At 65.0% G+C, this 23,789-nt stretch carries 24 protein-coding genes; 13 read left to right on the top strand and 11 right to left on the bottom strand.

Going from position 1 to position 23,789, the window contains the following annotated elements:
* Nucleotides 1–2 precede the first annotated feature (2 nt).
* The 3 genes from AC1D02_RS20730 to AC1D02_RS20740 are packed head-to-tail and all read left to right on the top strand — an operon-like array spanning nucleotide 3 to nucleotide 1,999.
* Complete coding sequence (locus tag AC1D02_RS20730) at nucleotides 3–425, top strand: YybH family protein (RefSeq protein ID WP_477320357.1); 423 nt, start codon at nucleotides 3–5, stop codon at nucleotides 423–425.
* A gap of 25 nt (nucleotides 426–450) precedes the next feature.
* Nucleotides 451–1,398 carry a YheT family hydrolase gene (locus AC1D02_RS20735; RefSeq protein ID WP_477320358.1) on the top strand — a complete coding sequence of 316 codons (948 nt, stop codon included), beginning with the start codon at nucleotides 451–453 and terminating at the stop codon, nucleotides 1,396–1,398.
* Nucleotides 1,391–1,999, top strand: a complete 609-nt coding sequence (locus tag AC1D02_RS20740) for a DUF2946 family protein (protein ID WP_477320359.1) — start codon at nucleotides 1,391–1,393, stop codon at nucleotides 1,997–1,999. The genes AC1D02_RS20735 and AC1D02_RS20740 overlap by 8 nt, the downstream gene beginning before the upstream one ends.
* On the opposite strand, the gene AC1D02_RS20745 is transcribed toward AC1D02_RS20740, so the two are convergent.
* Nucleotides 1,996–3,570: a M48 family metalloprotease gene (locus AC1D02_RS20745; RefSeq protein WP_477320360.1), complete on the bottom strand. Its 1,575-nt coding sequence runs from the start codon at nucleotides 3,568–3,570 to the stop codon at nucleotides 1,996–1,998. The two genes, AC1D02_RS20740 and AC1D02_RS20745, sit on opposite strands and share 4 nt — an antisense overlap.
* Before the next feature lie 77 nt (nucleotides 3,571–3,647).
* Between AC1D02_RS20745 and moaC the strand changes: the two genes are divergently transcribed.
* The 3 genes from moaC to AC1D02_RS20760 all read left to right on the top strand — a co-directional run bounded on the left by moaC (nucleotide 3,648) and on the right by AC1D02_RS20760 (nucleotide 5,827).
* Complete coding sequence (gene moaC / locus AC1D02_RS20750; RefSeq protein WP_477320361.1) at nucleotides 3,648–4,148, top strand: cyclic pyranopterin monophosphate synthase MoaC; 501 nt, start codon at nucleotides 3,648–3,650, stop codon at nucleotides 4,146–4,148.
* A gap of 327 nt (nucleotides 4,149–4,475) precedes the next feature.
* The gene (locus tag AC1D02_RS20755; protein ID WP_477320362.1) at nucleotides 4,476–4,949 is read left to right on the top strand and encodes a PIN domain-containing protein; all 474 of its coding nucleotides are present in this window, start codon (nucleotides 4,476–4,478) and stop codon (nucleotides 4,947–4,949) included.
* 173 nt (nucleotides 4,950–5,122) lie between these two features.
* Complete coding sequence (locus AC1D02_RS20760; protein WP_477320363.1) at nucleotides 5,123–5,827, top strand: flagellar brake protein; 705 nt, start codon at nucleotides 5,123–5,125, stop codon at nucleotides 5,825–5,827.
* 13 nt (nucleotides 5,828–5,840) lie between these two features.
* Here the strand turns inward: AC1D02_RS20760 and AC1D02_RS20765 are convergent, their stop codons facing one another.
* The 6 genes from AC1D02_RS20765 to AC1D02_RS20790 form a co-directional block, all read right to left on the bottom strand.
* Nucleotides 5,841–7,367, bottom strand: coding sequence for an O-antigen ligase family protein (locus AC1D02_RS20765; RefSeq protein ID WP_477320364.1), 1,527 nt, complete (start codon nucleotides 7,365–7,367; stop codon nucleotides 5,841–5,843).
* 15 nt (nucleotides 7,368–7,382) lie between these two features.
* Nucleotides 7,383–7,850, bottom strand: coding sequence for a pilin (locus tag AC1D02_RS20770; RefSeq protein ID WP_477320365.1), 468 nt, complete (start codon nucleotides 7,848–7,850; stop codon nucleotides 7,383–7,385).
* Nucleotides 7,851–8,054: 204 nt separating this feature from the next.
* Nucleotides 8,055–8,627, bottom strand: a complete 573-nt coding sequence (locus AC1D02_RS20775) for an FHA domain-containing protein (protein ID WP_477320366.1) — start codon at nucleotides 8,625–8,627, stop codon at nucleotides 8,055–8,057.
* A gap of 102 nt (nucleotides 8,628–8,729) precedes the next feature.
* Nucleotides 8,730–9,611 (bottom strand): succinate--CoA ligase subunit alpha, encoded by an 882-nt coding sequence (sucD, locus tag AC1D02_RS20780; protein WP_477320367.1) that lies wholly within the window; start codon nucleotides 9,609–9,611, stop codon nucleotides 8,730–8,732.
* Between the two features lie 15 nt (nucleotides 9,612–9,626).
* A complete protein-coding gene (gene sucC / locus AC1D02_RS20785) occupies nucleotides 9,627–10,796 on the bottom strand; it encodes an ADP-forming succinate--CoA ligase subunit beta (protein ID WP_477320368.1) in 1,170 nt (389 codons plus the stop codon).
* A gap of 98 nt (nucleotides 10,797–10,894) precedes the next feature.
* Nucleotides 10,895–11,461: a DUF2889 domain-containing protein gene (locus AC1D02_RS20790; protein WP_477320369.1), complete on the bottom strand. Its 567-nt coding sequence runs from the start codon at nucleotides 11,459–11,461 to the stop codon at nucleotides 10,895–10,897.
* A gap of 333 nt (nucleotides 11,462–11,794) precedes the next feature.
* Between AC1D02_RS20790 and AC1D02_RS20795 the strand changes: the two genes are divergently transcribed.
* Nucleotides 11,795–12,079, top strand: coding sequence for a hypothetical protein (locus AC1D02_RS20795; RefSeq protein WP_477320370.1), 285 nt, complete (start codon nucleotides 11,795–11,797; stop codon nucleotides 12,077–12,079).
* Nucleotides 12,080–12,284: 205 nt separating this feature from the next.
* Here AC1D02_RS20795 and recX read toward each other — a convergent pair whose 3' ends face one another.
* Both recX and recA read right to left on the bottom strand, forming a co-directional pair.
* Nucleotides 12,285–12,740, bottom strand: a complete 456-nt coding sequence (recX, locus tag AC1D02_RS20800; protein ID WP_477320371.1) for a recombination regulator RecX — start codon at nucleotides 12,738–12,740, stop codon at nucleotides 12,285–12,287.
* A gap of 4 nt (nucleotides 12,741–12,744) precedes the next feature.
* Nucleotides 12,745–13,827, bottom strand: a complete 1,083-nt coding sequence (gene recA / locus AC1D02_RS20805; RefSeq protein ID WP_477320372.1) for a recombinase RecA — start codon at nucleotides 13,825–13,827, stop codon at nucleotides 12,745–12,747.
* A 200-nt stretch (nucleotides 13,828–14,027) separates the two neighbouring features.
* Between recA and AC1D02_RS20810 the strand changes: the two genes are divergently transcribed.
* From AC1D02_RS20810 to AC1D02_RS20835, 6 genes are all read left to right on the top strand, one after another.
* Nucleotides 14,028–14,723, top strand: a complete 696-nt coding sequence (locus tag AC1D02_RS20810) for a response regulator (RefSeq protein WP_477320373.1) — start codon at nucleotides 14,028–14,030, stop codon at nucleotides 14,721–14,723.
* Nucleotides 14,720–16,240 (top strand): sensor histidine kinase N-terminal domain-containing protein, encoded by a 1,521-nt coding sequence (locus tag AC1D02_RS20815; RefSeq protein ID WP_477320374.1) that lies wholly within the window; start codon nucleotides 14,720–14,722, stop codon nucleotides 16,238–16,240. The genes AC1D02_RS20810 and AC1D02_RS20815 overlap by 4 nt, the downstream gene beginning before the upstream one ends.
* Nucleotides 16,224–16,574 (top strand): DUF4212 domain-containing protein, encoded by a 351-nt coding sequence (locus tag AC1D02_RS20820; RefSeq protein WP_477320375.1) that lies wholly within the window; start codon nucleotides 16,224–16,226, stop codon nucleotides 16,572–16,574. The genes AC1D02_RS20815 and AC1D02_RS20820 overlap by 17 nt, the downstream gene beginning before the upstream one ends.
* A complete protein-coding gene (locus AC1D02_RS20825) occupies nucleotides 16,571–18,616 on the top strand; it encodes a sodium:solute symporter family protein (RefSeq protein ID WP_477320376.1) in 2,046 nt (681 codons plus the stop codon). Before AC1D02_RS20820 ends, AC1D02_RS20825 begins: the two co-directional genes overlap by 4 nt.
* A gap of 69 nt (nucleotides 18,617–18,685) precedes the next feature.
* Nucleotides 18,686–20,656, top strand: coding sequence for a S9 family peptidase (locus AC1D02_RS20830; protein WP_477320377.1), 1,971 nt, complete (start codon nucleotides 18,686–18,688; stop codon nucleotides 20,654–20,656).
* 56 nt (nucleotides 20,657–20,712) lie between these two features.
* Nucleotides 20,713–21,927, top strand: coding sequence for a 6-phosphofructokinase (locus AC1D02_RS20835; protein ID WP_477320378.1), 1,215 nt, complete (start codon nucleotides 20,713–20,715; stop codon nucleotides 21,925–21,927).
* A gap of 50 nt (nucleotides 21,928–21,977) precedes the next feature.
* Here the strand turns inward: AC1D02_RS20835 and AC1D02_RS20840 are convergent, their stop codons facing one another.
* Together AC1D02_RS20840 and purM are read right to left on the bottom strand one after the other, a co-directional pair.
* Nucleotides 21,978–22,388 (bottom strand): hypothetical protein, encoded by a 411-nt coding sequence (locus AC1D02_RS20840; RefSeq protein WP_477320379.1) that lies wholly within the window; start codon nucleotides 22,386–22,388, stop codon nucleotides 21,978–21,980.
* A 326-nt stretch (nucleotides 22,389–22,714) separates the two neighbouring features.
* On the bottom strand, nucleotides 22,715–23,758 hold the full coding sequence (gene purM, locus AC1D02_RS20845) for a phosphoribosylformylglycinamidine cyclo-ligase (protein ID WP_477320380.1): 1,044 nt from the start codon (nucleotides 23,756–23,758) through the stop codon (nucleotides 22,715–22,717).
* Between the last annotated feature and the right edge of the window lie 31 nt (nucleotides 23,759–23,789).

Below are 23,789 nucleotides of genomic sequence, written 5' to 3' on the forward strand. Positions count from 1 at the left end.
CGATGAAACGCGCCAGGCAGCAAGGCGGCAGCGCGGCGGAGGTCGAAGCCGCGTTCTACGACGCCCTCAACCGCGCCGACGTCGAGGCGCTGATGGCGCTGTGGGCCGACGACGACGAGATTTTCTGCATCCACCCGGGCGGCCCGCGCCTGCACGGGCACGCCGCGATCCAGGCGTCGTGGGAAGCGATCCTCGAGCAGGGCGGCCTGCAGATCCGGCCGTCGATGCTGCACCAGGCGCACAACCTGATGAGCGCGGTGCACACCGTGATCGAGGGCGTGACGTCGGCCTCCGAACCGGCGCACCTGGTGGCGACCAACGCCTACATGAAAACGCCGCAGGGCTGGCGCATGGTGCTGCACCACGTGTCGGTCGCGCCCGGCCCTGTGCCGAGCGACACGCAGCGCACCACCAGCCTGCACTGAGCGGCGAGCCCGGATGGCGGCAACCATGAACTATCCTGCCCCAGCCTGGCTGCCCGGCGGCCACCTGCAAACCATCTATCCGGCGCTGGCGATCTCCAAGCCGGAAGTGCGCTACCGGCGCGAGCGCTGGGAGTCGCAGGACGGCGACTTCGTCGACGTCGATTTCGTCGACGGCAAGCCGGGCAAGCCCTTGGTGGTGCTGTTCCACGGGCTCGAAGGCTCGTCCAACAGCCACTACGCGCGCGCCATGATGGCCGAAGTGGCGGCGCGCGGCTGGTCGGGCGCGGTGCCGCATTTCCGCGGCTGTTCGGGCGAGGCCAACCGCGCGCCGCGCTTCTATCATTCGGGCGACGCCGGCGAGATCGACTGGATCCTGCGAGGCCTGCGCGCGCGAACCGAAGGCCGCCTGTACGCGGTCGGCGTTTCGCTGGGCGGCAACGCGCTGCTGCGCTGGCTGGGCGAATCGCAGCACCAGGCCGAACTGGTCGATGCGGCCTGCGCGGTGTCGGCGCCGCTCGACCTGGCGCGCGGCGGCGAGGCGCTGTCGTCCGGCTTCAATCGCATCTACACCCGCATGTTCCTGCGCTCGCTCAAGCCGAAGTGCCTGGCCAAGCTGAATGATTTTCCCGGCCTGTTCGACCGCGACGCCCTGCTCGCCGCGAACGACCTGTACGCCTTCGACAATGTGGTCACCGCGCCGCTGCACGGCTACCGCGACACCGACGACTACTGGAACCGCGCCAGCGCCAAGCACGTGCTCAACGACATTACCGTGCCGACCCTGGTGCTGAACGCGCGCAACGACCCGTTCCTGCCCGGGATCTACCTGCCGGCCAGCGCTGCGCCCTGCGTTACACTGGATTTTCCCGAGCATGGCGGCCACGTCGGCTTCGCGGCCGGCGGCCCGCCTGGACGGCTGGACTGGCTGCCCCGGCGCCTGATCGCATTTCTCGAAGGATGCACGCATGGATGACATCGTCAAGCAGGCCATGGCCAAGTGGCCCAACGTGCCCGACTGCTACGGCTGGCTGGGGCTAGACGCGCGCGGCGCCTGGCGCATGCGCGACGAACGCGCGCAGCAGCTCGGCGAGCTGGGCGACAAGCTGGCGCACGCGGCGCTGATCGGCTTCATCAACCGCAACTACGCGTCGGACGGCGACGGCCGCTGGTTTTTCCAGAACGGACCGCAGCGGGTGTTCGTCAATCTCGAAGCGACGCCCTACATCGCGCGCACCGATCCGCAGCTTGGCCTGGTGCTGCACACCGGCGAAGCGGTCGAACATCTGGAGCGCGCCTACATGACCGAGCTTGGCGACCTGATCATCGAAGCGGATGGCAAGGTGGCGCAGGTCGATGACCGCGACGTGACCGAGATGATGGAAGGCTTCGAAGTCGACGGCGTGCGGTGGAACGACGATACGCTGGTTAACTGGCTCGAACGTGGCGGCGGCGACATGATGATGCGCTACCACCGTTGGCTGGTGCCGGTGCAACGGATCGACGAACGCAGCGTGGCCGGCCGCTTCGGTTTCCAGCGCCTGCCCAAATCGGATCCCGAACCCTCGATGCGCTAGCGCTCTTTCTTCTCTTTCTTTTCCTCGCGCTGGCGTTCGCTCAGTTCGCGTTCGCGCGCGTCGATCATCGCCAGGTCGTAGAAGGAGGCGTCGGGCGCCTTGCGCGCAATGCCGAGCTGGTCGACCGCCGCCGGCACCGCCCCGCTCAGCACGTAGGATTCGGCCAGCGCCAGGTGCTGCAAGGTCAGCTTGCCCTGCGCCGCATACGCCTTGGCCAGCAGGTCGTACAGCTTCGGCTCCTCGCGGTACAGGCGCACCTGCTCGCGCAGGAACACCGCGGCCTGGTCGAGCTTGCCGGCGGCGATCATCGCCTCGGCGTACTGGCGCGTGATGCCGCGCGACAGCGGGAACTGCTGGTGCGCCTGCTCGGCTTCCTTCAGGGTCTGCGGCGCCAGTGACGCGGGCTGCGCCGGCGCCAGCTTGATTTCCAGCGACAGCGCGGCGAACATCTGCGGCGCATCGGACGAGACCGCGCCGGCGGCCGGCTTGACCGTGGCGCGCGCCTTGGCCAGCCACTCCTCGGCCTTGGCCAGTTCGGCGCGCCGGAGCGCCAGGAAGGCCAGGCCGTATTGCGCCGCCGCCTGCTGCTGGCGGCTTGGCTGCTTGAGCTGGGCTTCGAACGCGAGCTGGGCGTCGCGCCGGCCCTGGGTTGATTCGTCCTGCAGCACGCGGGCGCGCGAGCGCACCAGGAAAAATTCGAGGCTGTCGACGCGCGCGCGGTGCGGCGTTTCGCTGATCCGCGCGCGGATGTCCGAGATGCGTTCCGAGGTCAACGGATGGCTCATCAGCCAGGGCGGCGTCAGGTCCGAGTAGACTTTCGTGGCCGCCTGCATGCGCTGGAAGAATGCCACCATGCCCGACACGTCGTAGCCGGACGCGCCCATGATCTGGAAGCCGACGCGGTCGGCCTCGCGCTCGGCGTCGCGGCTGAAATTGAGCTGGCGCTGGATCTGCAGTCCCTGGCCACCCATGAACACGCCCATCGCCGCGTCCGGCCCGGCTTTCGAGGCCAGCGCAGCCAGAATGATCGCCGCCAGCGGCATCAGGGCGTCCTGCTTCTGCTGGCCGATCATGCGCGCGATGTGGCGCTGGGTGACGTGGCCGATTTCGTGCGACAGCACCGACGCCAGTTCCGATTCGTTCTGCGCCGCCAGCAGCAGCGCCGAGTGGACGGCGATGAAGCCGCCCGGCAGCGCGAAGGCGTTGAGCATGGGGTCGCGCACGGCGAAGAAATAGAAGTCGGCGCCGGTCTCGCCCCGCGCGCCGGGATAGGTCGCGACCAGGCCGCTGCCGAAGTTGTTCAGGTATTCGAGGATGACGTCGTCGTCGAGGAAGTCGCGGTCGCGCCGCACGTCGTGCATGATCTCCTCGCCCAGCTTGCGTTCGAGGACCGGCGACAGGTCGCCGCGCGCGCTGTCGCCGAGCAGCGGCAGGCTGGTGTTGTTCGGCTTGACCTGGGCCTGGCCGTCCGGCGGCGCGAGCGCCAGCGCGGCGGTCGCGCAAACGCAGGCGGCGGCCAGCAGGCGGCGCAGGCGCGGGTGTCGGATGGGCGGATCGATTTTCGATTTCACGGTGCTATCATACCCGCAACTGCCGCGCCGGCAGCATGCCGCGGCCAACCGAAACAGTTTGTTACCACCTCCGATCGATGAGCAAAGAAACCACCCACGACTCCGGCCTGACCCATTTCGACAGCACCGGCCAGGCCCACATGGTCGACGTCGGCGCCAAGGCCGACACCCAGCGCGTGGCGGTCGCCGCGGGCAGCATCCGCATGAAGCCGGAGACGCTGGCGCTGATCGTGTCGGGGACGGCGAAAAAAGGCGACGTGCTGGGCATCGCGCGGATCGCCGCCATCATGGCCGCCAAGCGCACCAGCGACCTGATTCCCCTGTGCCATCCGCTGGCGCTGACCCGGGTCACGGTCGACTTCGAGGTCGACCAGGCGGCCAGCAGCGTGCATTGCCGCGCGCAGGTCGAAACCTTCGGCAAGACCGGCGTGGAAATGGAGGCGCTCACTTCGGTGCAGGTCGGCCTGCTGACGATCTACGACATGTGCAAGGCGGTCGACCGCGGCATGGTGATGACCGACGTGCGGGTGCTGGAGAAACATGGCGGCAAGTCGGGGGACTGGCACGCCGAGGTATAAGCTTTTCATCCCGTTAAGAATTCTGTGGCTTGGAATGACTTGATTCTCGACGCGACATCGTTATCAGACTTCGTTAAACTAGTACCGTCAAGTTTCGGAAGTGAGGTGCATCATGGCATTGGGCGAGCGCAATCCGGCCAATTTGGCCACTACGCCCCCCCCTCCGGGTGAAGAGCAAGCTGGCGCCATTGATCAATGCGCCGTTGAGGCACGCGAGGTCGCACGGCGCCGTCGTATCGCGTCCCTGCGTCGAGTTGCCGGCGCGTGGGCCACTCGAACCGACATTCCAAGCGACAGTTTGCTGTACGAACGCGAACTGAGGAAGGAATGGCGGTAGCCCTTTTCGATACCAATATTCTGATCGATTTTCTCAAGGGATATCAACCCGCGATCGATGAACTCGAATACTGGAACGATGGCGTAATCAGTGCGTTGACCTGGATGGAACTGATGGCCGGAGTAAAAACCCCCGCCGATGAGGAAATCGTTCGAGAACTGCTGCAAAACCTCCGCATCATTCATACCGACGACGAGATCACTGCTCTGGCCGCTGAAATTCGCCGCAACAGCCTGGTAGTACCACCAAAGGTGCCATTGCACGATGCGATTATCATGGCGACCGGCCTCATCGATGCGGACGTGATCGTTACCAGAAACATCAGGGATTTCTCCCATCCGGTGGCAACGGGCTTGGTGCGCATCCCATATCGACTGGTAGCTGCGAACCCGGCAACGTTTTCGGACATCGTCCCACCTGGCCCGCCACCCAAACGCAGTCCATTCCGACGCAAGATGGCATAGGTGTTGCAGTGAAAGCCACAGCGCGATCGCATTTCCGTCCACCTGGCTTCGGCGGACGGATGACATGATGATAATGTTATAACCTTTGTATTCACATTTAACGGTAGAATCCTGCTGCATCCGGATGCAGCTTAGTGCATACTATTGACACGATCACAACGATTCTTGAACCGATGAACAACGAGCAGGGCACGCAGAAGCCGCAGGAACTGGAATTTGAGGCGATGAACCTGCAGGTTGGCGGACGCCTCCAGCTCCTGACGCACCGGAGCATCAAGCCGGTTCAGCACTTTTCGACGCTGATCGGCTACGTCAAGGACGAGTACATGATCGTCAAGATCCCGGTCGAACACGGGGCGCCGATTGTGATGTCCGAAGGCGAAAAGCTGACGATCCGCGTGTTTTCCGGCGTGACCGTGTGCTCGTTCGACTGCACCGTGGCGCGCGTGTTCGGGCGGCCGCTGCTGTACGCGCACATCACCTTCCCCACGTCGATCCACGGCACCAGCCTGCGCGCGGCGATGCGCGTCAAGGTCGACATTCCGGCCCAGGTGACAGGAACGCGCACCGGCTCGGCGCCGATCAACTGTTTCCTGGTGAACCTCAGCGTGACCGGGGCGCTGATCGAATCGCCGCGCCGCCTGCCGGAGAACGATCAGGTGTCGCTGCAGTTCGCGATGACCGCGCCCGGCAACCAGCAGGTCAACGTCGTGACCAAGGCCACGATCAAGAACGTGAACGTGCTCAAGCCGTCAACCGACCGGCTCGAGGTGTTCACCTATGGCGTGCAGTTCGTCAACCTCGATTCCTCGCACCATCTGTTGCTGCAGAACATGACCTACGAGGCGTTGATCGCCGACCGCCAGAAAATCGTCTAGCGTTCGCAGTCGATCAGAAATATCCGCCCAGCCAGATGCGCGGGTGATCGTAACCGTTGTACAGCGCCGCCTCTTCGGCCGTGCGCGGCACCTGCCTGACGATCTTCGACAGTTCCGGCGCGACACCGACGGCGATCCCCGCCAAGGCCATCAGCAAGATCAGCACACCCGCGGTAGCGCGCGCGCCCGCCTCGCCGGCCGGCGCGCGCTGGAACGACATCGTCCACCCGGCGGCGCATCCCAGATACAGCGCAATCCACAACTGACTCATCGGCATGACGAACAGGCCGGACACCAGCCCGTCGACCAGAATGGCCGCGCCGATCGCAATCCACGCTGCCAGCATTTGCTGATCGTCGCTGTCGCCGGCCGCCAACAGCGGCGCGGTACGCATTAAGGCGCGAATGGCAAAACCGATCGCGCCGCACAAAAATACCAGCCCGAAGATGCCCCATTCGGCGCCGAACTGGATCAGCCAGTCATGCGGATGGGCGCCATTCTGTAGGTCGATCGCATAGTGGCCGTAGTGCATCGGCCCGACGCCGAATAAGGGATGCGCGGCAATTAATTCGAGTCCGCGCGTCCACAGCGGCAAGCGCAGGGAAGTGGGATCGGCCGCGGAGCGCTGGGCCAGGCCGCTCATCACACCCATCGGATCGAGTCCGGCAAGCGTCGGCAATACCGTGGAAAGCAATGCGTAGACGGCGAGTCCACCACACGCGGTCAGCCCCAGCATCCTGCAGAAAGCGAAGCCATGTTTGCGGCGCAAGACCAGGACGGCGAGGCAAGCTGCCGCGATCCCGACCATGGTGCCGCGCCCTGCCGTCAGGAACAACAGCCCCCACCAGACGGACGCAAGCGCGCAGGCGCCGTAACGCGCGGATCGCGATTTGACCAGCAGGCACAGTAAGACAAGCAGCGGCAACGCGACGGTCTGCACGTGGTTGAAAAAGCGGTAGTTGCTGAACCCGGGCGTGACGGTGAAAAAATCCGGCTGGAGATGATTCGCCAACGCGGCGAGATATTGCACACTGACCTTCAACGCATACACTGCAGCAGCGGCCGCGCAGGCGAGCAGCACGAACATCACGCCAGCCTTGCGGTCACGTGCGATTTCGCGCGCCATGCCGATCGAGACCAGCAGCAGCATCAGCAACATGGCTTCTTCGAGCGCGGCGCGGCGCAATGAAAAAGCGAGCAGGCAGGAAACGGCGCCGCACAAGAAGAAACCGGCCAGCGACCAGCGCAGGGCGCGCTGGGTCGCGCCGGCCAGCAAGCCTGACAGCCCGCCGCGCAGTAACAGCAAGGGCGCGAGGACGGCGAAAATCGCGAGCTGCCACATGCGCTGCTGGTCATGTCCGTCGGCCAGCGCCAGGGTCGCCGCCATGCCGACGCATACCACCATCGTCGCCGGAAGCGAGCGCGCGCGATGCCAGACAAGCGATCCGAGGCCGTCGCTGCGCACTGCATGTTCAACTTGATTCATCGCTGCCACCCAGAGGTCGGAAACGGAAAAAAGCCGCCCGGAGGCGGCTTTCATGCTTGCGGTACGTTGTTAGGAACCGATGTTGTTCTTGGTGATGGCTGCCAGAGCTGCGGCATTGTCGGAGGTGGTGATGTTGGTTTCGTTAGCCCAGGTCATCGACGAAGTACCCAGGGTTGGGCGCATCGTAATGGTCTTGCCGGTCAGGTTGCTGCCGACGTTAGCCAGAGTCAGAACGATCACGCCGTCCGTTACAGTCGCGCCGGTAACTTCCTTGGTGGCGGTAAAGGTTGGGACCGTAACGATCGGGCTGACGTTGCCGCAACCCGTGACGGAGCCGCTTTCCTGTGCGCACAGTGCAACCGCAGTTTTGAGCGGGCCAGCCGACGAAAGGGCGTTACCGATTTTTGCCTTGACGGTGTAGTCGCTGTAAGCAGGGATTGCGACTGCTGCCAGGATACCGATAATTGCCACGACGATCATCAATTCGATCAGGGTGAAACCAGCTTGTGCCTTCTTAACCATTTTCATCGATTTCATTTTAAAACTCCTTCGGGTGGGTTGTTGTGTGTGTCGTGCTACTGACTTGGTATAGAGCAATAGCCGTGCCAGCCCGAAATAGATGCCTTTCGTTATCTTTATTCTATGAAATAGGGGTGAATCCGACGTTTTTTGTCGATCCGACTGACAATTCCTGTCAGTTGCCCGCCGTAAATTGTCATTTGAGCGGTCGGCTGACGGAATTCAGCAGGCTTTGGCGGCGAAGCGCATGCGCGTGCCGGTCAGCTCGAGCACGTCGCCGTCGCGCAGCATGCGCGGCGCCGGCGTGACGATGTCCTCATTTATGCGGGCAACCGCGTCGCCCTTCACCTGCGCTATATAGTAAGCATCGGCATGGCGGCTGATCACCACCACCAGCACGCCGGGACTGCCCAGCGTGGTCAGCGGCTTAAGCAGCGACAGGGTCTTGCCGGCGCTGGCGCCGTTGAGGATCTCGATGCAGCCGAGCGGCGCCGCTTCGGCCGGCGCCTCCGCGCCGACGAATTGCACGTCGTAGGTGGCGATGGCGGCCCGGTCGCCCGGCGCCAGCACCGCCTGGGCGACACGCTGGCCGTTGACGAAAGTGCCATTGCTGCTGCCCAGGTCTTCCAGCACCACCTCGTCGCCGCGGCGGGTGATCGCGGCATGGCGCGCGCTGACGGCGCCGTTGGCGATGACGATGTCGTTGTCCGGATGGCGCCCGATGGTCAGGCGCCGCTCGCTCAGCTCGACTTGCCGCACCACCTGCTGGTCGCGCGAGATGATCAATTTCGACATTGCCGCCTCCGCCTGGACTGTAAACGCACATGGGGAGCGTTTCCGCTCCCCATGTATTCTACCTAGTCTGGCGCCGGGAATGCTATCCCGGCAGCAAAACCCTTACAGCATGGCTTTCAGCAGGCGCGCCATTTCCGATGGATTCTTGGTCGCCTTGATACCGCACTCGGCCATGATGTCCAGCTTCGCTTGCGCGGTGTCGGCGCCGCCCGAGATCAGCGCGCCGGCGTGGCCCATGCGCTTGCCCGGTGGCGCGGTGACGCCGGCGATGAAGCAAACCACCGGCTTCTTCATGTTGTCCTTGATCCAGTAAGCAGCGTTGGCTTCGTCAGGACCGCCGATTTCGCCGATCATGATGACCGCGTCGGTATCCGGATCGTCGTTGAACATCTTCATGATGTCGATGTGCTTCAGACCGTTGATCGGGTCGCCGCCGATGCCGACTGCCGACGACTGGCCCAGGCCCAGCGCGGTCAGCTGGCCGACTGCTTCATAGGTCAGGGTGCCCGAGCGCGACACGACGCCGATGCGGCCCTTTTTGTGGATGTGGCCCGGCATGATGCCGATCTTGATTTCGTCCGGGGTGATCAGGCCGGGGCAGTTAGGACCCAGCAGCAGGGTCTTCGAGCCGGCCTTGGCCATGCGGTCCTTCAGCGCCATCATGTCGCGCACAGGAATGCCTTCGGTGATGCAGATCGCCAGGTCGAGTTCGGCTTCGACGGCTTCCCAGATCGCGGCGGCGGCGCCTGCTGGCGGCACGTAGATGACCGACACGTTGGCGCCGGTTTCTTTTTTCGCTTCGGCGACGTTGGCGAAAATCGGAATGCCTTCGAAGTCTTCGCCGGCTTTCTTCGGGTTCACGCCGGCGACGAACGCCTCTTTGCCGTTCGCGTAGTCGCGGCACATGCGGGTGTGGAACTGACCGGTCTTGCCGGTAATTCCCTGGGTGACAACTTTTGTATCTTTATTGATCAGGATCGACATGTTATTTCCTTCGAATTAGGCTTTACCAGCGGCGGCAGCGACAACGGCTTTCGCAGCGTCTTCCATCGTATCGGCGGCGATGATCGGCAGGCCCGAGTCGGCCAGCATCTTCTTGCCGATGTCTTCGTTGGTGCCCTTCATGCGGACGACCAGCGGCACTTGCAGCGAGACCGCTTTCGACGCGGTGATCACGCCTTCGGCGATGACGTCGCAGCGCATGATGCCGCCGAAGATGTTCACCAGGATGGCTTTCAGGCCAGGGTTCTTCAACATGATCTTGAACGCTTCGGTGACTTTTTCAGCCGTTGCGCCGCCGCCCACGTCGAGGAAGTTGGCAGGCTCGCCGCCGAACAGCTTGATGGTGTCCATGGTAGCCATGGCAAGGCCGGCGCCATTGACCAGGCAGCCGATGTTGCCGTCGAGCGAAATGTAGGCGAGGTCGAACTTCGACGCTTCCACTTCGGCGGGATCTTCTTCGTCCAGGTCGCGGAAGGCGACGATTTCAGGCTGGCGATACAGCGCGTTCGAGTCGAAGTTGAACTTCGCGTCGAGGGCGATGACTTTGCCCGAACCGGTGATAACCAGCGGGTTGATTTCGGCCAGCGAAGCGTCGGTTTCCCAGTAAGCCTTGTACAGGCCTTGCAACTGAACGCGCGCATCGGCGATCGAACCGGCAGGCACGCCGATCTTGGCCGAGATCTCGTCCGCTTCAGCGTCGGTCAGGCCGACGGCCGGATCGATCGCGATCTGGTGGATTTTTTCCGGGTGCGAGTGAGCGACTTCCTCGATGTCCATGCCGCCTTCCGACGAGGCCATCAGCACGACGCGCTGCGAGATGCGGTCGGTGACCATCGACACGTACAGTTCCTGCTTGATGTCGGCGCCTTCTTCGATCAGCAGGCGACGGACCTTCTGGCCTTCAGGACCGGTCTGGTGCGTGATGAGCTGCATGCCCATGATCTGGTCGGCGTATTCCTTGACCTGCTCGAGCGACTTGGCAACCTTGACGCCGCCGCCCTTGCCGCGGCCGCCTGCGTGGATCTGCGCCTTGACGACCCACACCGGGCCGCCCAGCGTTTCAGCGGCTTTGACAGCCTCTTCCACGGTCATGCACGGAATGCCGCGCGGTACCGTCACCCCGAACTTTCGGAGGATTTCCTTGCCTTGATACTCATGGATCTTCATGCTGGCTTCCCTTCTTCAGAAACTGTTTGTAGAAATACGGTTGAAATACGATTGGTTCGCGCGGGCTGCACGCGGCACTGCGACTGCTAACTATTTACTCAACTATTGACGACTTTCAACGCCCAGCGCGGGTAGTAGCGGGCGACGGCGGGACCATCGACGCGCAGCGCGTGGCAGCGGTCGAGCTGAAATGGGCGTTCGGTGGATTCGTCGGCTGCGTCGCCGTCGCGCGTCTTGATGACGTCGTTGGCGTAGGCCTGGATGGCGGCGGTCGGCAGCACCAGCGCCAGCTCGGTCAGGTGGGTGCAGCCGAGTACGCCAGCGAGGCGGTCCTTCAGGTGCAGCCGGAAATGGTGCATCAGCGACAGGCCGATGAGCTTCTTGTAGGCCGGCGCGATGGTGTCGCAGTAGCCAGGATACGGGACTTTGTCGGACGCGGCTTCGGCATCGACGATGACCAGCTCGCGGTTGATGGTGATGCGTAAGTTCAGGTCATGCACCGGGTCGCCGCCTTCGCGCAGGCCGGAGGCGAGCTTGATGTCGCCGGTCTTCACGTCGGTGATGCGCGCGTCGAGATCCCACAGGCCATCCTCGCGCGCAAAGGCGTCAACGTGGATCGCGCGGGTATGCCGTAAAGCGCGGGGAACAGGTGGAGACAAGGGCATAGAGACCAGGGCCGGCAATGCGGCGGTAAATAGTGATGCAGCCGTGTGCTGATGCACGTCGCCGCAGTTTCTACGGGGACAACCGCTCTTGCGGCGCTGCTAAAACCCCAAAAGTTTAGCACAAGACCGCCGTCAGTTGCACTGCAACATAGAATTTTGCCGGATATTGGCCGATTTTATTGCCTGATAATCAAGCTTGCGCGGCCGGGCGGAGGTCTAGTCCTGCGGGGGACGGGGATGCCGGGTTCCCGTCGTTGGCGCCGGGGCATGCGCCCCATCAAGATGCAGGCAGTCAATCCATGCATGCTGGCGGTTTCGACACGGAGGTAAATAATGACTGCCACCTGGCTTGCTTCGATCCGGCGCTTCTTCGGACTCAGTGAAGGCAATGAGAGTGCCGACATCAATCGTGCTCCGCGCCGCAGATTTGTTCGTACGAACAACGGTTTCGTGTGGAGCAGCGGCGTCAGCACAGAATCCGGATTCAATCCGTTCAGCAGCGACGACGATGAAAGTTCGGAGGACGATGATGGATCGAGTGGCAGCGACCTCGATGCGGACAGCGCCGAGTCGGAAGATGACAGCAGTTCGGACGATAGCGGATCGTCTGACGACTAGCGCAAGAGGCGAAAAACGGTATCAGGTGCGCGCGACCAGACACCGCCATGTCAAAAAAGCGCGGCGCCTTTCGCCGGTGAGGAGTATGCGCGCTCAACCGGAGTTGCCGCATACGGCGAAAGACGCCTTGCTGGGAAATCGTTTGCCGATCATTCAATGAGGTCAGGTCCGCAGGACCAGACCCCAACTCCGAATACTGCAGCGGCTAGTCGAATTCGTCGACGCTGCCTTTGATGGCCTTGCGCACCGCCGACTGCGAGAAGCCGCGCGTGAGCAGGAAGCGCATCTGCTTGGCGCGCCCCGCGGCATCGGTCGCGACTTCGCCGAACTTACGCTGCCAGACCTCGGCCGCGCGCGCCGCCTCGCTGTCCGCCAGCCCCGCCTTGAGCTCGGCCAGCGCTTCGCCCTTGACGCCATGCTGCTGCAGCTCGGCGACGATGCGGTTGTTGCCGTAACGCGCCCCGCGCCGGTTGATCAGCGATTCGGAAAAGCGTTCCGTCGACAGCCAGTTGTTCTGTTCGAGGAAGTCGAGCAAAGCGTTCACATCGTCTCCCTCTTCCGCATACTTCGACAGCTTGCGCCCCAGCTCGATCCGGCTGTGCTCGCGCATCGACAGGAAGCGCAAGGCACGGCCTTTCAGGCTCAGTTGGGGCGCAGCCATGGTATTACTCGGCGACGGCTTTCAGCTTGGCCGGCTTGGCTGCCGCCTCTTCGCCGGCAGGCGGCGGCAGTTCGCGCACGCCCAGCGCCGCGCGCACCTTGTTTTCGATCTCGCGCGCCAATGCCGGACGCTCGACCAGGAACAGGCGGGCGTTGTCCTTGCCCTGGCCGATGCGCTCGCCGTTGTAGCTGTACCACGAGCCGGACTTTTCGACGACCTTGTTGTCGGCGCCCAGGTCGAGGATTTCGCCCTCGCGCGAGGTGCCGGCGCCGTACAGGATGTCGAAGTGCGCTTCCTTGAACGGCGGCGCGATCTTGTTCTTGACGACCTTGACCTTGGTTTCGTTGCCGATCACTTCGTCGCCCGACTTGATCGAGCCGGTGCGGCGGATGTCCAGGCGCACCGAAGCGTAGAACTTGAGCGCGTTGCCGCCGGTGGTGGTCTCCGGGCTGCCGAACATGACGCCGATCTTCATGCGGATCTGGTTGATGAAGATGACCAGGGTGTTGGTGCGGTTGATCGAGCCGGTCAGCTTGCGCAGCGCTTGCGACATCAGGCGCGCCTGCAGGCCGGGCAGCGAGTCGCCCATGTCGCCTTCGATTTCGGCGCGCGGCGTGAGCGCGGCCACCGAGTCGATGACGACCAGGTCGACGCTGCCCGAGCGCACCAGCGCGTCGCAGATTTCCAGTGCCTGCTCGCCGGTGTCGGGCTGCGAAATGAGCAGCTCGGACAGGTTGATGCCCAGCTTCTGGGCGTAGCCGACGTCCAGCGCGTGCTCGGCGTCGATGAAGGCGCAGGTGCCGCCCAGCTTTTGCATTTGCGCGATGGTCTGCAGGGTCAGCGTGGTCTTGCCCGACGATTCAGGGCCGTAGATTTCGACGATGCGGCCGCGCGGCAAACCGCCGACGCCCAGCGCGATGTCGAGGCCGAGCGAGCCGGTCGAGACGACCTGGACTTCTTCGACCGGCGCGTTGCCGTCCATGCGCATGACCGAGCCCTTGCCGAACTGCTTTTCGATTTGCGCCAGCGCCGCGGCCAGGGCCTTGCTTTTTTCGGCGGCGTTTAAGTTCGTTTTCTTGTCGTCCATGGTGTTCTTTCAGTCTGGAATAAGGGCTGGTCAGGGGCCAGCGGGCCGGCACAGACGACACTGTACAAAAATACAGTAGTCTTTGCAAGCGGTGTTTGCGCGGCGTGTGAAAAATATCAAAATCAGGCGAATGACATCAAAGACTCGCCATGCGGCACTAAATGCCACACAATGGTCACATTGATATCACGGGTTCCGCCATGCGTATTTTACTTGCCGAGGATGATAGCGTGCTGGCCGATGGATTGACGCGGTCGCTGCGCCAGTCCGGCTACGCCATCGACTGCGTCAAGAACGGCCCCGACGCCGACACCGCGCTGTCGACCCAGGAATTCGACCTCCTGATCCTCGACCTGGGCCTGCCCAAGATGAGCGGGCTGGAAGTGCTGCGCCGCCTGCGCGCCCGCTCCTCGCTGCTGCCGGTGCTGATTTTGACGGCCGCCGATTCGATCGAGCAGCGCGTCAATGGCCTCGACCTGGGCGCCGACGATTACATGGCAAAGCCGTTCGCGCTGTCCGAACTGGAGGCGCGGGTGCGCGCGCTGACCCGGCGCGGCGCCGGCGGCGGCTCCACCGTGATCCGCCACGGCCCGCTGTCGTACGACCAGGTCGGGCGCAGCGCCTACATCAACGACCAGATGCTCGACCTGTCGGCGCGCGAACTGGGCCTGCTCGAGATCCTGCTGGCGCGCACCGGCCGGCTGGTCTCGAAGGAGCAGCTGGTCGACCACTTGTGCGAATGGGGCGAGGAAGTGTCGAACAACGCCATCGAAGTGTACGTGCACCGCCTGCGCAAGAAGATCGAAGTGGGCGGCGTGCGCATCGCCACCGTGCGCGGCCTGGGCTACTGCCTCGAACGCAGCGCCGCCGCCGAACCGGGCCCCGAATCGAAGTGAAGGCGCGCGAGAGCAGCCCCTTTCTTCCCGACGCCGTCATCGAGCCGGCGCCGCCGGCCAGTTCCGAGCAGGACGAGAACATCCAGCATTCGCTGTTCGGCGAGATCCTCGACTGGATGCTGGCGCCGCTGCTGCTGCTGTGGCCAATGAGTATCGCCATCACCTACCTGGTCGCCAAGTCGATCGCCAACCAGCCGTTCGACCATGCGCTGGAGGACAGCGTCACGGTGCTGGCGCAGCAGGTGCGCGAAGTCGACGGCAAGGTGGTGTCGCGCCTGGCCGGCGGCGCGCGCGAGGTGCTGCGCGCCGACGACATCGACAACGTCTACTTCCAGGTCAGCGGGGCGCGCGGTGAATTCGTCGACGGCGACCGCGACCTGCCGCCGCCGCCCGAGGACGAGCGCGGACACGGCGCGACGGTGCTGTTCCGCAACGACGCGATGCACGGCACGCCGGTGCGCATCGCCTATTCCTATGTGAACCTGCATCCGGCCACGGCGCGCGGCGAGGCGCCGCACCAGGCGCTGATCCAGGTCGCCGAGACGCTCGACAAGCGCGCGCAGCTGGCCAATGAAATCATCAAGGGCGTGATCCTGCCGCAGTTCATCATCCTGCCGATCGTGCTCGGCCTGGTGTGGCTGGCGCTCGCGCGCGGGCTGTCGCCGCTGGCGCAGCTGCAGGAGCGCATCCGCGCGCGCCGCCCCGACGACCTGTCGCCGATCGATTCGCGCCAGGTGCCCGAGGAGATCTCGCCGCTGGTCGGCTCGCTCAACGAGATGCTCGAGCGGCTGTCGCAGACCATCGACCTGCAGAAGCGCTTCATCGCCGACGCCGCGCACCAGATGAAGACGCCGCTGGCCGGCATGCGCATGCAGTCGGAGCTGGCGCTGCGCCAGGTCGATCCGGACGAAATCCACCGCTCGCTCGAACAGCTGGCCAAGAGTTCGGAGTCGGCCACGCGGCTGGTGAACCAGCTGCTGGCGCTGGCGCGGGCCGAGAACCAGCCGGCGCGCGGCGAAGCGTTCGAGCAGGTCGACCTGGCCTCGGTGGCGCGCGCCACGGTACAGGACTGGGTGCAGGCCTCGTTCGCGCACAGCATCGACCTGGGATTCGAGTCGCAGGATGACGCAATCGTGGTCGCGGCCAATCCGCTGATGCTGCGCGAACTGCTGTCGAACCTGATCGACAACGCGCTGCGCTACACCCCGCGCGGCGGCAGCGTCACCGTGCGCGTGCGCAGCGCGGCCGGCGTGGCGATGCTCGAAGTGGAAGACACCGGCCCGGGCATCGCGCCATCCGAACGCGCGCGCGTGTTCGAGCGCTTCTACCGCATCCTCGGCAGCGGCGCCCCCGGCAGCGGGCTGGGACTGGCGATCGTGCGCGAGATCGCCCAGCAGCACGGCGCCGAAGTCGAGATTTTCAATAACCCGCACAGCCCCATGAAGCAGGCGGCCGGAAGCCTGTTCCGGGTCAGCTTCCCGCCGCCGCCCGAGCCGCCCCATGACGAAGACGCCTGATCCCATCATCCCCCTGGCCGGCGCCGACGCCGGCGCCGCGGCCCAGCGCCAGCTGGTGCTGCAGAGCGCGCGCGCCACCCACTGGCAGCGCACGCGCGGCCTGACCGGCGCCCTGCTGGCGCTGTGGCTGGCCACCACCTTCTGCAGCGCGTTCTTCGCGCGCGAGCTGGCCGGCTTCACGGTGTTCGGCTGGCCGCTGCCGTTCTACCTCGCCGCGCAGGGCGCCGCCCTGATCTACCTGGCGATCCTGGGCGCGTACGCGCTGGCGATGCGCCGCTACGACCGTGCGTACCGGCGCCGCCTCGGCCCCGCGCAAGCCGGAGACGGCGCGTGAACGGCGCCTCCCTGTTCGCGCGCCTGTCGCGCTACTACCTGTACTTCGCCGGCTGCTTCTGCGCCTTCCTGGTCGCGCTGGCGCTGCTGGAGCAGGAGGGCATGCCGCGCGTGTGGATCGGCTACCTGTTCATGTTCGCCACCATTGTGCTGTACGCGGGGATCGGCGTGATCAGCCGCACCTCGAACGTGTCCGAATACTACGTGGCGGGACGGCGCGTGCCGGCCCTGTTTAACGGCATGGCCACCGCCGCCGACTGGATTTCGGCGGCCAGCTTCATCAGCCTGGCCGGCGGCCTGTACCTGCACGGCTTCGACGGCCTGGCCTACATCATGGGCTGGACCGGCGGCTACGTGCTGGTGGCGCTCTTGATCGCGCCCTACCTGCGCAAGTTCGCGCAGTACACCATCCCCGACTTCCTGGCGGCGCGCTACGGCGGCGGCCCGGGCGGGCGCGGCACACCGGTGCGCATGATGGCGGTCGGCGCCACCATCATTGTGTCGTTCACCTACGTCGTCGCGCAGATCTACGCGGTCGGCCTGATCGCCTCGCGCTTTACCGGCGTCGACTTCTCGGTCGGGATTTTCCTCGGCCTGGCCAGCATCCTGGTCTGCTCCTTCCTCGGCGGGATGCGCGCGATCACCTGGACCCAGGTGGCGCAGTACATCATCATCCTGGTCGCCTTCCTGATTCCGACCATGTGGCTGTCGGCCAAGCACGCCGGCAATCCGCTGCCGCAGGTGGCCTACGGCGCGGTGCTGTCGAAGCTGGCGCAGCGCGAAGTGCAGCTGGAAGGCGACCCGAAGGAGCAGCAGGTGCGCGCGATGTTCCGCCAGCGCGCCGATTCTTACGCGCAGCGCATCAAGGCGCTGCCGGCGTCGTGGGAAGCGGGCAAGTTCGAAGCGCAGCGCCAGCTCGACGAGGTCCGGCTGCGCAGCGCCTCGCTGATGGAGATCCGCGCCATCGAGCGCGCGCTGGCCGCCTACCCGAAGACGGTCGAGGAAGCGGCGCGCAGCTGGGCCGAGCTGCAGGCGGCAAACCTGGCGCGCGCCCAGCCGCCGGAGCCGCACGCGACGCCCTTCCCCGGCGCCGACGCCGCGCAGTCCGACAGCCGCCGCAACAACTTCGTCGCGCTGGTGTTCTGCCTGATGCTCGGCACCGCGGCGCTGCCGCACATCCTGATGCGCTCCTACACCACCCCGTCGGTGCAGCAGGCCCGCACCTCGGTGTTCTGGACCCTGTTCTTCATCCTGCTGGTGTACCTGACGATTCCGGCGCTGGCGGTGCTGGTCAAGTACGACATCTACACGCGCCTGGTGGGCACCGACTTCGCGCACCTGCCGACCTGGATCTCGTACTGGGCCAACGTCGACAAGCTCAATCCGCTGATCGGCATCGCCGACATCAACCGCGACGGCATCGTGCAGCTGGCCGAAATCGCCATCGACGGCGACGTGCTGGTGCTGGCCACGCCGGAGATCGCCGGCCTGCCCTACGTGATCTCGGGACTGGTGGCGGCCGGCGGGCTGGCCGCCGCGCTGTCCACCGCGGACGGCCTGCTGCTGGCCATTTCGAACGCGCTGTCGCACGACGTTTATTACAAGACGGTGGACCCGGCGGCGTCGACCCAGAAGCGGGTGACGATCTCCAAGCTGCTGCTGCTGGCCGTGGCCTTCACCGCCGCCTACGCCGCGTCCCAGAAGCCGGCCGACATCCTGTCGCTGGTCGGCGCGGCGTTCTCGCTGGCCGGCTCGGCGCTGTTCCCGGCGCTGGTGCTGGGCGTGTTCTGGAAGCGCGCCAACCACGCCGGCGCGCTGGCCGGCATGGTCGCCGGCTTCGTGGTCTGCATGTACTACATGCTGACGACCAATCCGATCCTGGGCGGCAGCGCGGCGGCGCAATGGTTCCACATCGCGCCGATTTCGGCCGGCGTGTTCGGCGTGCCGGCCGGCATGGCGGTGCTGGTGGCGGTGAGCCTGCTCACGCGCGCGCCGGACGCGGCCAGCGCCGCCTTCCTCGACCACCTGCGCGCGCCGGAATAACTTGCTGGCAGGAATTCCCGCTGTTATTCTCCCCAGCATTATATTTTTATTAAACTGGACGAATACGACATGCCAAACCGGATTGCCCGCGCCCTCCTGATCCTGCTCGCCTGCGGCATGTCCGCAGCGGCCCCGGCAGCCGAACATGCGGTGACGCCCCTGCCGCCGATCGAAAGCTTCTTCCAGGCCGAGTCGTTTTCCGGCGGCCTGCTGTCGCCCGACGCGCGGCTGGTCGCGGCGCGGGTCGGGCGCCCGGGCAAGCGCGATGGACTGGCGGTGTTCGACCTGGTCGGCGGCGGCTCGACGATGGTGGCCGGCTTCAACGATACCGACATCGGCTCGTTCAGGTGGGTCAACAACGAACGGCTGGTGTTCACCGCGTCCGACAAGGACCTGGGCGCCGGCCAAAAGGCCAAGGGGCCGGGCCTGTATGCCGTCAATCGCGATGGCGGCAATTTCAGGCAGCTGGTCTCGCACCACCGCGTCGCCGAGCGCAACACGCTGGAGTCGAGCGTCGCTTTGCTGGCGCAAACCGGCGCGCAGAATTCGGCGTCGGTGTACGTCACCAAGCCGAACTTCGAAACCAGATCGTCCGACCTGCTGCGGCTCGATACGCTGACCGGCTACGGCACGCGGGTGGAAGGGCCGCAAGGCACCTTTGGCTGGCTGCTCGACCAGAATGGCGAGCCGCGCATCGCCATGTCGCACGAAAAGAAAATCAACGCCATTCACTATCTCGATCCGGCCAGCGGAAAATGGCGCAAGCTTGCCGAAACCAACGCCTTCACGGGTGGCGGCGTGTTCGAACTCGAAGAATTCGCGCCGGACGGCACGCTGTACGTGCGCGCCAGCCAGGGTCGCGACAAGACCGCGCTGTTCCGCTTCGATCTGGCCACCGGCAAGGTCGCCGACGCGCCGCTGGTCGAGGTCAAGGACTACGATTTCAACGGCTCCCTGGTCATCTCCAACCAGCGCCTGCTCGGCGTGCACGTGCTGACCGACGCGCGCTCGACCCAATGGTTTGACCCCGCCATGAAAAAGGTGCAGGACCGGGTCGACGCCCTGCTCCCGGACACCAACAACCTGATTTCGGTCGGCGCGCACGCGCAGACGCCGTGGGTGCTGGTGCTGTCCTATTCGGACGTCCAGCCGCGCATGTACACGCTGTTCAACACCGAAACCGGCGCCGCGAAAAAACTGGGAGGAACCCACTCGGCCATCAAGCCGGCCCAGATGGGCGCCCAGCAGGCGCTGCGCTACAAGGCGCGCGACGGCCTGGAGATTCCGTTCCTGCTGACTCTGCCTCCCGGCAAAGCCGGCAAGAACCTGCCGCTGGTGGTGCTGGTGCATGGCGGTCCTTACGTGCGCGGCAGCGAATGGGGATGGAACGCCGACACGCAGTTCCTGGCCTCGCGCGGTTACGCGGTGCTGGAACCCGAATACCGCGGCAGCACCGGCTTCGGCAACGCGCACTACCGCGCCGGCTGGAAGCAATGGGGCCTGAAGATGCAGGACGACATTGCCGACGGCGCCAAATGGGCGATCGCCCAGGGCATCGCCGATCCGAAGCGGATCTGCATTGCCGGCGCCAGCTATGGCGGCTACGCCACCCTGATGGGGCTGATCAACGATCCCGGCCTGTACCAGTGCGGCATCGAATGGGTCGGCGTCACCGACCTCACGCTGCTGCACGACGGCCACTGGACCGGACGCTCGGATATGGGCGACGACTACCGCGACTTCGGCATGCCCGAGCTGGTCGGCGACGTCGACAAGGATGCCGAGCGCTTCGCCGCGACGTCGCCGCTGAAACAGGCGGCGCGCATCACCCAGCCGCTGCTGATGGCCTACGGCGGCGCCGACGTGCGCGTGCCGGTCTACCATGGCCGCAAGTTCCACGATGCGGTGAAAGCGCACAACCCGAACGTCGAAATGGTGGTGTACGAAGAGGAAGGCCACGGCTGGGCGCTGCCGAAAAACCGCATCGATTTCTGGAGCCGTGTCGAGAAATTCCTGGAACGCAATATCGGCAAGCACTGAGCGCCGCAACCGTTTTGCGGTAACCTAGTCATTCGCCCACAATGAAGGAGCCGCTCATGCCATCGGGAAGAATTCTGGTCGCCCAGGGAGGCGGTCCGACCGCCGTGATCAACCAGTCGCTGGTGGGCGTGGTGCTCGAAGCGCGCCGCTTTCCGCAGATAACCAGGGTGTACGGCGCGCTGCACGGCGTGCGCGGCATCGTCGACGAGCAGTTCATCGACCTGACGCAGGAGACCGTGGCCAATCTCGAGCTGGTGGCGGCGACGCCCTCGTCGGCGCTGGGATCGACCCGCGACAAGCCGGACATCGCTTACTGCCAGAAGATTTTCGAAGTGCTGCGCGCGCACGAGATCGAGCACTTCTTCTACATCGGCGGCAACGACTCGTCCGACACGGTGCGCATCGTCAGCCTCGAGGCGCAGAAGGCCGGCTATCCGCTGCGCTGCATCCACATTCCGAAGACCATCGACAACGACCTGGTCGGCAACGACCACACGCCGGGCTTCCCGTCGGCGGCGCGCTTCGTCGCCCAGGCCTTCTCCGGCGCCAACCTCGACAACGCCTCGCTGCCGGGCGTGTATGTCGGCGTGGTGATGGGGCGCCATGCCGGCTTCCTGACCGCGGCCGCCGCGCTGGGCCGCAAGTTCCCCGGCGACGGGCCGCACCTGATCTACCTGCCCGAGCGCACCTTCGTGCTCGAGCAGTTCCTGGCCGACGTCAAGGCCGCGTACGCGCAGCACGGGCGCTGCGTGATCGCGGTGTCCGAGGGCATTCACGACGCCTCGGGCGAAGCCATCGCCAGCCTGCTGGCCAAGGAAGTCGAGCGCGATGCGCACGGCAACGTGCAGCTGTCGGGCACCGGCGCGCTGGCCGATTTGCTGTGCGACGAGATCAAGGACAAGCTGGGCATCAAGCGGGTGCGCGGCGACACCTTCGGCTACCTGCAGCGCTCTTTCATCGGCTGCGTCTCCGACGTCGACCAGCGCGAGGCGCGCGAAGTGGGCGAGAAAGCGGTGCAGTACGCGATGTGGGGCGAGCGCGACGGCTCGGTGGCGATCAGGCGCAACGGCGATTACAGCGCGGCGTACGAACTGGTGGCGCTCGAATCGGTGGCCGGCAAGACGCGCGTGATGGAAGACGAACTGATCAACGCGGCGGGCACCGACGTGACCGAGGCCTTCGTGCGCTACCTGCGACCGCTGCTGGGATCGGGCATGCCGGATGCGCACCGCCTGCGCGCCGCGCCGGTGGCGAAGATCCTTAACAAGTAAAAAAAGGGGCCCGGTCGCGCAGGACCAGACCCCGGCTGCGCCGCCATGCTTCAGTTGGCGGCCAGCGTCACCGTCACGATCGGCGAGGCCGATGCGTTCAGGTCCGCGGGATACGACAGCACCAGCTGGTCGCCGAATGCCTGCGGCACATATTGCACGGACATGTTCTGGGCCGGCGCGAAGAAGCGGTCGCCACTGACGGCCACCAGTTCGGTCACGCCGCGCTCGCCGAGCTGTGCATAGAGACGGTTCTGCTGCTCCGAAATCTTGAACGTGGCGCCGTTGTCCAGCTTGTAGACGCCCTTGACGGCGGCCCGCTCCATCGGCTGGGCTTTATACATCGCAGGCATCGTGCCCTGCACCTGGATTTCGGACAGCTGTTGCTGCGGCTCTTGCGGTGCGGCGAATGCGGCCGCCGTGGTCACGGCAAAAGCAAGGGGAAGTAAAGTCAGGGTTCGCATGATCATTCCAATCTCGTCTGGTCGATAGGAAGCACGCCAGGTGAACCGGTCGTTCGCGCGGCGATGCTCGAAAAGTTGTCGCCAGAAGTGTGAAACGCTGACGACAATTTGAGTCTAGCGACGACGGCCGGGCACGCAAGGAGGAAGGCGCCCACATGACGAATCAGTCTCGGAATCTGTCCTGGGCAAACTTGTGGAAATGTCACGGATTTGTGACGTATGCACGAGTTGATTGTATCGAATACTTCACAATGTATGCATATGCATGGACCAAAAAAAGGGCCATGTCCGGGTGGACATGGCCCTGTAGTTCGCCGCCGGCTTGCCTAGTTGACGATGGTCTGGTGCTCGTCGCCGGCGCGCGCGCGGATTTCGCCGATGCGCGAGACGGTCTCGCCGGCCGCCTGCAGTTGCGCCATCGCCGCGTCGGCCTGCGCGGCCGAGACGATCACGATCATGCCGATGCCGCAGTTGAACACGCGGTGCATCTCGGCGTCGGCCACGCCGCCATGCTGCTGCAGCCAGTGGAACAGCGGCGGCATGGTCCATGCCTTCGAATCGAGCACGGCCGTCAGGTGCGGCTGCAGCACGCGCGGCACGTTTTCCACCAGCCCGCCGCCGGTGATGTGCACCATGCCCTTGACGTCCATGGTCTCCATCAGCGCCAGCAGCGGCTTGACGTAGATGCGGGTCGGCTCCATCAGCACGTCCGACAGCTTGCGGCCGTGGAAGTCGCCCTCCAGGTCCGGCTTGGCCACTTCGATGATCTTGCGCACCAGCGAGTAACCGTTCGAATGCACGCCCGACGAGGCCAGGCCCAGCACGACGTCGCCGGCGGCGATCGTGGTGCCGTCGATGATCCTGGCTTTTTCCACCGCGCCGACGGCGAAGCCGGCCAGGTCGTATTCGCCGTCCGGGTACATGCTCGGCATCTCGGCGGTCTCGCCGCCGATCAGCGCGCAGCCGGCCTGCTCGCAGCCCTTGGCGATGCCGCCGACCACTGCGGTCGCGGTCGCCACGTCGAGCTTGCCGCAGGCGAAGTAGTCGAGGAAGAACAGCGGCTCGGCGCCCTGCACCAGGATGTCGTTGACGCTCATCGCGACCAGGTCGATGCCGACCGTGTCGTGGCGCTTGAGCTCGAACGCGAGCTTGAGCTTGGTGCCGACGCCGTCGGTGCCGGACACCAGCACCGGCTCCTTGAATTTCTTGCTGATCTCGAACAGCGCGCCGAAGCCGCCGATGCCTTTCAGGACGCCTTCGCGCATGGTGCGCTTGGCCAGCGGCTTGATCGCTTCGACCAGGGCGTCGCCCGCATCGATATCGACCCCGGCGTCGCGGTAGGAAAGTGACACATTTGAAGGTTGGTTCATGGTGTATTTGGCAGCGGAGGCGGTAAAATAG

This window comes from Massilia sp. P1_C10, assembly GCF_056406475.1.